General features: G+C 69.1%; 8 protein-coding genes. 6 read left to right on the top strand and 2 right to left on the bottom strand.

The annotated features are described in order from the left end of the window. Positions 1–218: 218 nt before the first annotated feature. Positions 219–1,196, bottom strand: coding sequence for a COX15/CtaA family protein (locus tag ITJ69_RS18625; protein WP_111083967.1), 978 nt, complete (start codon positions 1,194–1,196; stop codon positions 219–221). A 252-nt stretch (positions 1,197–1,448) separates the two neighbouring features. On the opposite strand from ITJ69_RS18625, the gene sufB reads away from it, so the two are divergent. The 5 genes from sufB (at position 1,449) to ITJ69_RS18600 (ending at position 5,642) form a co-directional block, all read left to right on the top strand. Beyond that, positions 1,449–2,867 carry a Fe-S cluster assembly protein SufB gene (gene sufB / locus ITJ69_RS18620; RefSeq protein ID WP_111083968.1) on the top strand — a complete coding sequence of 473 codons (1,419 nt, stop codon included), beginning with the start codon at positions 1,449–1,451 and terminating at the stop codon, positions 2,865–2,867. After that, a complete protein-coding gene (gene sufD, locus ITJ69_RS18615; RefSeq protein WP_216833920.1) occupies positions 2,868–4,133 on the top strand; it encodes a Fe-S cluster assembly protein SufD in 1,266 nt (421 codons plus the stop codon). Continuing rightward, on the top strand, positions 4,133–4,459 hold the full coding sequence (locus tag ITJ69_RS18610) for a non-heme iron oxygenase ferredoxin subunit (protein ID WP_111083970.1): 327 nt from the start codon (positions 4,133–4,135) through the stop codon (positions 4,457–4,459). The genes sufD and ITJ69_RS18610 overlap by 1 nt, the downstream gene beginning before the upstream one ends. Positions 4,460–4,530: 71 nt before the next feature. After that, entirely contained in the window at positions 4,531–5,313 is a 783-nt protein-coding gene (sufC, locus tag ITJ69_RS18605) for a Fe-S cluster assembly ATPase SufC (RefSeq protein WP_111083971.1), read from the top strand. Then, positions 5,313–5,642, top strand: a complete 330-nt coding sequence (locus ITJ69_RS18600; protein ID WP_111083972.1) for a metal-sulfur cluster assembly factor — start codon at positions 5,313–5,315, stop codon at positions 5,640–5,642. The genes sufC and ITJ69_RS18600 overlap by 1 nt, the downstream gene beginning before the upstream one ends. 288 nt (positions 5,643–5,930) lie before the next feature. Here ITJ69_RS18600 and ITJ69_RS18595 read toward each other — a convergent pair whose 3' ends face one another. Next, entirely contained in the window at positions 5,931–6,530 is a 600-nt protein-coding gene (locus ITJ69_RS18595; protein WP_123294377.1) for a biotin transporter BioY, read from the bottom strand. A gap of 115 nt (positions 6,531–6,645) precedes the next feature. Here ITJ69_RS18595 and ITJ69_RS18590 point away from each other — a divergent pair, with 115 nt between their 5' ends. After that, positions 6,646–8,244 carry an ABC-F family ATP-binding cassette domain-containing protein gene (locus ITJ69_RS18590; RefSeq protein ID WP_123294378.1) on the top strand — a complete coding sequence of 533 codons (1,599 nt, stop codon included), beginning with the start codon at positions 6,646–6,648 and terminating at the stop codon, positions 8,242–8,244. Positions 8,245–8,299 lie beyond the last annotated feature (55 nt).

The raw sequence follows: 8,299 nt of genomic DNA, 5'->3' as shown, positions 1-8,299 counted from the left end.
GGGAGGCCCGTGGCGGCGCCGCCACGGGCCTCCCGGCCGCCCCGTGCGTACGTGGGCGCGGGGCGCACGCGTTCTGCGACGATCCACCGGTCGATCGTCGCGTGGACTGACGGACCATGCGCACGTACCCGATGCGTGTGCAACGAACGACACCCCACGAGTCCATCGACTCGTGGGGTGTCGCAGAACGGGTGTGGCGCGTGCGACGCGCCCGGGCGTCAGGCGGCGTCGAGTGGTTCGCGCACGGCCTCGCGACCGGCGCTGGCGCGCGTGGCGAGCACGACCGCCGTGGTGGCTCCGACGAGCAGCCCGGCGAGCACCATGTGCGTGCCCACCAGCCCGACGGGCAGGCCGGTGCGGGCCTGGGTCAGACCGACGGCGATCTGCAGGAACTCGACGACGAGCAGCAACAGCGCCCACTTGCTCGAGATCCGGAGCCGGACGGCGCCGACGACGAGCACGAGGGTGAGCGCGAACAGGGCGTACGCGGGCCAGGCGTGCACGTGCTCCATCACCGCGGGGTCGAAGCCCGTGCGGTGCAGCATGCCGCCGTCGACGGCCTCGTCGGCACCGGCGTGCGGGCCGCTGCCGGTCGTCAGGATGCCGACGAGCACGGTGACCACGACGGCGGCGACCGTGCCGCGGACGACGCCGGTGTACCAGCCGGGAACGAGGCGGTGGCTGGTGCGCGGGCCGTGCATCGTCCGGTAGACCAGGGCCGCGGTGACCGAGGTCAGGGCGGCGGACACGACGAAGTGCAGCCCGACGACGAACGGGTTGAGGTTCGTGAGCACGCTGAGCCCGCCGATGACGGCCTGGACCGGGATCGCGACGCCCTGAGCGAACGCGAGCCAGAACAGTTCGGGGCGCGTGCGGAGCATCCGGACGACCGCCAGGAACATCGCGATCGCCACGATGACGAGCACGAAGGTGAGCAGTCGGTTGCCGAACTCGATGATCCCGTGGATGCCCATCTCGGGCGTGGAGACGAGCGAATCGGCCGTGCACTTGGGCCAGGTGGGGCATCCGAGGCCCGACGCGGTCAGGCGGACGAGGCCGCCGGTGCCGATCAACACGACCTCGACCACGAACGAGGCCCACGCCAGCGCGATGACCCGGCGGTCGACGACCCGGGGGAGCGACCACCACCGTGCGGTCCGGAGATCCTGGTCGACGGGGGGTCCGACGCGAGTCACGAGGGTGGTGCCTTCCTGTTGTTCCGTGCAGTGAACCTGTAGGATTCGAGGGTTCAGCAGCAGTCAAGTCTAGGCAGGCGCCGGCTCCGAATGGGCCGAGATCGCCGATCGATCCAGGGACTGCGTGGAACCATTGTCGTTGCGAGGGAGCAGCACCGTGTCCGCCTGTCGGCGGTCTGCGGTGGAATGGCGTCCAGACGCCACGGGTTCACACCTGAAGACGCTGCCCCGCGAGAAGGAAACGAGGAGACCATGTCCGACGTGCTCATCGACCGTCCCGAGCTCGAAGGGCTCGGGCAATACGAGTTCGGCTGGTCCGACTCCGACTCGGCCGGAGCCTCGGCCCGCCGTGGGGTCTCGGACGAGGTCGTCACCGACATCTCGAACCTCAAGCACGAGCCCGAGTGGATGCTCAAGAACCGGCTCAAGGGCCTGCAGCTCTTCGGCCGCAAGCCGATGCCGACGTGGGGTGCCGACCTGACGGGCATCGACTTCGACAACATCAAGTACTTCGTGCGCTCGACCGAGAAGCAGGCGCAGTCGTGGGAGGACCTCCCCGAGGACATCCGCGCGACCTACGAGAAGCTCGGCATCCCCGAGGCCGAGCGCCAGCGCCTCGTCGCCGGTGTCGCCGCGCAGTACGAGTCCGAGGTCGTGTACCACCAGATCCGCGAGGACCTGGAGCAGCAGGGTGTCATCTTCATGGACACCGACACCGCACTCCGCGAGCACCCCGAGCTCTTCCAGGAGTACTTCGGCACCGTGATCCCGGCCGGCGACAACAAGTTCGCCGCGCTGAACACGGCCGTGTGGTCCGGCGGCTCGTTCGTCTACGTCCCCAAGGGCGTCCACGTCGAGATCCCGCTCCAGGCCTACTTCCGGATCAACACCGAGAACATGGGTCAGTTCGAGCGGACGCTGATCATCGCGGACGAGGACTCCTACGTCCACTACATCGAGGGCTGCACCGCCCCGATCTACAAGTCGGACTCGCTGCACTCGGCCGTCGTCGAGATCATCGTGAAGAAGAACGCCCGCGTTCGGTACACGACGATCCAGAACTGGTCGAACAACGTCTACAACCTCGTGACCAAGCGTGCGATCGCGCACGAGGGCGCCACGATGGAGTGGATCGACGGCAACATCGGCTCCAAGGTGACGATGAAGTACCCGTCGATCTACCTCGCCGGTGAGCACGCCAAGGGCGAGACCCTGTCCGTCGCGTTCGCCGGCCCCGGCCAGCACCAGGACGCCGGCGCGAAGATGATCCACATGGCGCCGTACACGACGTCGTCGATCGTCTCGAAGTCGATCGCCCGTGGCGGCGGTCGTGCGGGCTACCGCGGCGAGGTCCGGGTCGACCCGGCGGCGCACCACGCAGCGAACACCGTGCGGTGTGACGCGCTGCTCGTCGACACGATCAGCCGGAGCGACACGTACCCGGCGATCGACATCCGCGTCGACGACGTCCAGCTCGGGCACGAGGCCACGGTCTCGCGCGTGAGCGAGGAGCAGCTCTTCTACCTGATGTCCCGCGGCATGGCCGAGGACGAAGCGATGGCGATGATCGTCCGTGGCTTCATCGAGCCGATCGCCCGCGAGCTCCCGATGGAGTACGCGCTCGAACTCAACAAGCTCATCGAGATGAGCATGGAAGGATCCGTCGGCTAGATGTCCAGCACCACCCCTCCCCACATCGACCAGCCGATCGAGCCCGCGGCACCCGCCCAGGGTGCCGAACAGCACGGCGCCGGAGCCCACTCCGACGGCGGCTGGGACGCCCCGGACAAGAAGATCCCGGTCCAGACCCGCTCCGAGCGGTTCCAGTCCGGCGACCTCGAGGCGTTCCCGACCGTCACCGGCCGCGAGGTGAACTGGAAGTTCGCGCCCCTGGCGAAGCTCCAGCCGCTCCTCGACGGTGGTCTCGACGGATCCGCATACCGGTTCCTCGCCCGCCAGTCCGACGGTGCCGACGTCGAGTGGGGTCGCAGCGACGACCCCCGCGTCGGGACCGCCGGTCTGCCCGAGGACCGTGCAGCGGCCGCTGCGTGGACCGCGCGCGACGCCGTCCTCGCCGTCACCGTCAAGGCAACCGAGGCGCACGAGTTCATCACCATCACGCGTTCCGACTTCGGCACGCAGCCCCGAGCGGCGCACACGGTCATCACGGCCGAGCCGCACGCCCAGGGCATCGTCGTGCTCGACAACCGCGGCAGCGCACTGCTCAGCGAGAACATCGAGATCGTCGTGCAGGACGGCGCACGCCTGACCGTCGTCAGCCTGCAGGACTGGGACGACGACGCGGTGCACGTCTCGACGCACTTCGCCGAGGTCGGCCGCGACGCCTTCCTGAAGCACGTCGTGGTCTCGCTCGGCGGCGACGTCATCCGGGTCAACCCCTCGACGCACCTCGGTGCGCAGGGCGCCGACACCGAGATGTACGGCGTGTACTTCGCCGACGCCGGTCAGTACATCGAGCAGCAGGTCTACGTGAACCACGACGCGCCGAACACGCGCGGTCGGGTCAACTACAAGGGCGCGCTGCAGGGCAAGGGCGCGCACACCGTGTGGATCGGTGACGTGCTCATCGGTCGCGCCGGTGACGGCACCGACTCGTACGAGCAGAACCGCAACCTCGTGCTGACCGACGGCACCCGTGCCGACAGCATCCCGAACCTCGAGATCGAGACGGGCAACATCGAGGGCGCCGGCCACGCGAGTGCGACCGGTCGCTTCGACGACGAGCAGCTGTTCTACCTGCAGGCCCGCGGCATCCCCGAGGAAGAAGCGCGTCGTCTCGTCGTGCTCGGCTTCCTGGTCGAGGTCATCCAGAAGATCGGTGCGCCCGAGCTCGAGGAACGACTCATCGCCGCGGTCGAGCAGGAGCTCGCCGAGGGCCGCTCGGTGATCGTCGCGCCGGCGGAGGCCGACGCCTGATGCCCACGAAGGTCTGCGCGGAGTCCGAGATCGCGGTGGACAGCCCCATGCGCGCCGTCGTCGACGGCACCGCGGTGGCCATCGTGAAGGACTCGTCCGGCACCGTGCACGCCATCGGTGACACCTGCACCCACGGGGACATCTCGCTGGCCGAGGGGTTCATCGAGGGCGACACGCTCGAGTGCTGGGCCCACGGCTCCCGCTTCTCGCTCGCCACGGGGAAGCCGCAGAACTTCCCGGCGTACGAGCCCGTCCCGGTGTTCCGGGTCGAGGTGCGCGAGGGCGACGTCTACGTCGACGTGCACGACCCCGTCCCCGTCGACTGACACCGCCTCCCGGCCCCCACACTTTCCGCGGCCCGTCCGCGACACGACAGAAAACCGAAGGAACCCACGCAATGTCCACTCTGGAAATCCGCGACCTCCAGGTCTCGATCGACACCGATCAGGGCACCAAGGAGATCCTCAAGGGTGTCGACCTCACGATCAACGAGGGCGAGATCCACGCGATCATGGGGCCGAACGGCTCCGGCAAGTCCACGCTGGCGTACACGATCGCCGGGCACCCCCGGTACAACGTCGTCGGTGGCTCGATCACCCTCGACGGCGAGGACGTCCTCGCGATGAGCGTCGACGAGCGCGCCCGTGCCGGCATGTTCCTGGCGATGCAGTACCCGGTCGAGATCCCCGGCGTGACGGTGTCGAACTTCCTCCGCACCGCCAAGACGGCGATCGACGGCGAGGCCCCGGCCCTGCGCGGCTGGATCAAGGAGCTCCGCCAGTCGATGGCCGACCTCAAGATGGACTCGTCGTTCGCCGAGCGCAACGTCAACGAGGGCTTCTCCGGTGGCGAGAAGAAGCGTCACGAGATCATGCAGCTCGAGCTCCTCAAGCCCCGCTTCGCCGTGCTCGACGAGACCGACTCCGGCCTCGACGTCGACGCGCTGAAGATCGTGTCCGAGGGCGTGAACCGCGCCAAGGCCGCGACCGGCCTGGGCGTGCTGCTCATCACGCACTACACGCGCATCCTCCGCTACATCAAGCCGGACTTCGTGCACGTGTTCGTCGCGGGCAAGGTCGCCGAGCAGGGTGGCCCGGAGCTCGCCGACCGCCTCGAGAACGAGGGCTACGACCGCTACGTGCAGGCCGCGGCGGCGTCCGCCGCAGAGGCGCAGGCCTGATGATCGCGGCACTCGCCCCGGAGAAGTTCGACGAGGTCGTCGAGGGCCTGAAGGAGGTCCAGGACCCGGAGCTCGGCGTCAACATCGTCGACCTCGGCCTGATCTACGACCTGGCCTGGGACGACGAGGCCTCGGCGCTCGTGATCAGCATGACGCTGACGAGTGCCGGCTGCCCGCTGACCGACGTCATCGAGGGTGACACCGCGAACGCCCTCGACGGCATCGTGGACGCCTTCCGCATCAACTGGGTCTGGATGCCGCCGTGGGGTCCGGAGCGGATCACCGACGACGGGCGCGAGATGATGCGCGCGCTCGGGTTCGCGATCTAGTCGCGACCACACCGCAGACGGGAGGCCCGGTGCCAGCTGGCACCGGGCCTCCCGTCTGTCCGTGGTCGCGACACGCGCGGGGCGCGCCGCCGATCGGTCGCGACCGCCCGCTCACGTTCGTCGAGTGGTCACGTTCTGTCGGCCGACCGAGCTCCGGGCGACGGAAGGTGACCACTCGACGTCCGGCTGGCGGGGAGTCGTGACCGCACTGGCAGCCCGTCACCCCGCCGCCTGCGGACGCAGAACGGCCCCGCACCGATCGGTGCGGGGCCGTTGTCGTGCGCAGCGTCAGCGGCGGCCGAGCGCCTTCCACGCGAGCGGCACGATGCCCGCGGCGATGAGCGCCTTCGCGATCCCACCGACGATGAACGGGTACAGGCCGGCGGCGAGCACCGACTGCAGGTCGTTCGGTGCGCCGAGCTGCCCGAGCACGACCGCCAGGTACGGCAGGCCGGTCACGAACGGGATGGCACTCGCGAGCAGCATCGCGACGGCTGCGCGCCCGAAGTGCCGGTCCCAGTTGCGGCGGGCCAGCCAACCGACGACGCCCGCGGCGGGGATGAACCCGATGACGTAGCCGAAGCTCGGCACGGCCAGGGCCTGCAGGCCGCCGGTCATGTCGGCGAAGAACGGCGCACCCGCGAGGCCGGCGACGGCGTAGACGAGCAGCGAGAGCATGCCGCGGCGGGCACCCAGGGTCGCGCCGACGAGGACGACGGCGAGCGTCTGCCCGGTGATCGGGACCGGCCACATCGGGACCTCGAGCTGTGCCATCGCAGCGGTGAACAGGGCTCCGCCGGCGACGAGGGCGGCGTTCGTGGCCAGCCCGTGCGTCCGCAGACGGTCGGCGAGGACTGCGCGGGGAGCGAACCCGGTGGCGTTCGTCATGGATTCTCCTAGAATGGACTGCTGGTCCCGTTCGGAACCATCGGTCCCGTCAGCGTAGCGGTGCACCTCACGCACACGTCGTTGTGCAAACCCACCAACTGATTGGACGTCCACTGTGCTTGCCGTGCACGAACTCGAGATCCGCGTCGGAGCTCGTCTCCTCATGGAAGACGTGTCCTTCCGTGTCGAGAAGGGCGAGAAGATCGGACTCGTCGGCCGCAACGGCGCGGGGAAGACGACGATGACCAAGGCCCTCGCGGGCGAGACGCAGCCGAACGGCGGCACGATCGATCGCGGTGGTGAGATCGGCTACCTGCCGCAGGACCCCCGCTCCGGCGACCCGGAGGAGACCGCGCGCAAGCGCATCCTCGACGCCCGCGGGCTCGGTGAGCTCGTGGAGGGCATCCGCCTCGCCACGCTCGACATGGCGAGCGAGGACACCGCCGTCGCCGAGAAGGCGATGCGCCGGTACAGCCGGCTCGACGACCAGTTCAACGCGCTCGGCGGCTACGCGGCCGAGGCCGAGGCGGCGTCGATCGCATCGAACCTCAAGCTGCCGGACCGCATCCTCGACCAGCAGCTCAAGACCCTGTCCGGTGGTCAGCGTCGTCGCATCGAGCTCGCGCGCATCCTGTTCTCGGATGCCGAGACGATGATCCTCGACGAGCCCACGAACCACCTCGACGCCGACTCGGTCGTGTGGCTCCGCGAGCACCTGAAGACCTACCCCGGCGGCGTCATCATCATCTCCCACGACGTCGAGCTCGTGGAAGAGGTCGTCAACCGCGTGTTCTACCTCGACGCCAACCGCCAGACCATCGACATCTACAACATGGGCTGGAAGCTCTACCAGCGGCAGCGCGTCGCCGACGAGGAGCGTCGCCGCAAGGAGCGCGCCGGCGCCGAGAAGAAGGCCGCGACGTTGAAGGACCAGGCCGCTCGGTTCGGTGCGAAGGCCTCGAAGGCCGCCGCGGCGCACCAGATGGTCGCGCGTGCCGACAAGCTGCTCGCTGGTCTCGAGGACGAGCGCGTCGCCGACCGGGTCGCCAAGATCCGCTTCCCCACGCCGGCCCCGTGCGGCCGCACGCCGCTCATGGCCGAAGGGCTGTCGAAGTCCTACGGGTCGCTCGAGATCTTCGCAGGTGTCGACCTGGCGATCGACCGCGGTTCGCGCGTCGTCATCCTCGGGTTCAACGGTGCCGGCAAGACGACGCTGCTCCGGATCCTGGCGGGCGCCGACCTGCCCGACACCGGTGAGATCCAGCCCGGCCACGGTCTGCGCATCGGGTACTACGCGCAGGAGCACGAGAACATCGACATCAACCGCACCGTGATCGAGAACATGGTGTCGGCGTCGACCGACCTCAACGAGACCGAGGCCCGTCGCGTGCTCGGTTCGTTCCTGTTCACCGGGGACGACGGCTACAAGAAGGCCGGGGTCCTGTCCGGTGGTGAGAAGACGCGTCTGTCGCTCGCGATGATCGTCGTCTCGGGCGCGAACGTGCTGCTGCTCGACGAACCGACGAACAACCTGGACCCGGCGTCGCGCGAGGAGATCCTCAACGCCCTCGCCGGGTTCGAGGGCGCCGTCGTCCTGGTGTCGCACGACGCCGGTGCCGTCGAGGCGCTCAACCCCGAGCGCGTGCTGCTCCTGCCGGACGGTACCGAGGACCACTGGAACAAGGACTACGCGGAGCTCATCGAGCTCGCCTGACGCCGGTCGGCCGGCAGGGCAGCCGGGCGGCCAGGCGGAGCCTGTCCGCACGGTG

Origin of the sequence: Curtobacterium sp. VKM Ac-2887 (assembly GCF_015350935.1) — a bacterium.
Taxonomy (GTDB): domain Bacteria; phylum Actinomycetota; class Actinomycetes; order Actinomycetales; family Microbacteriaceae; genus Curtobacterium.
The sequence above is the reverse complement of the archived record's forward strand: the minus strand, read 5'-3'. Positions and strand labels throughout refer to the sequence as shown.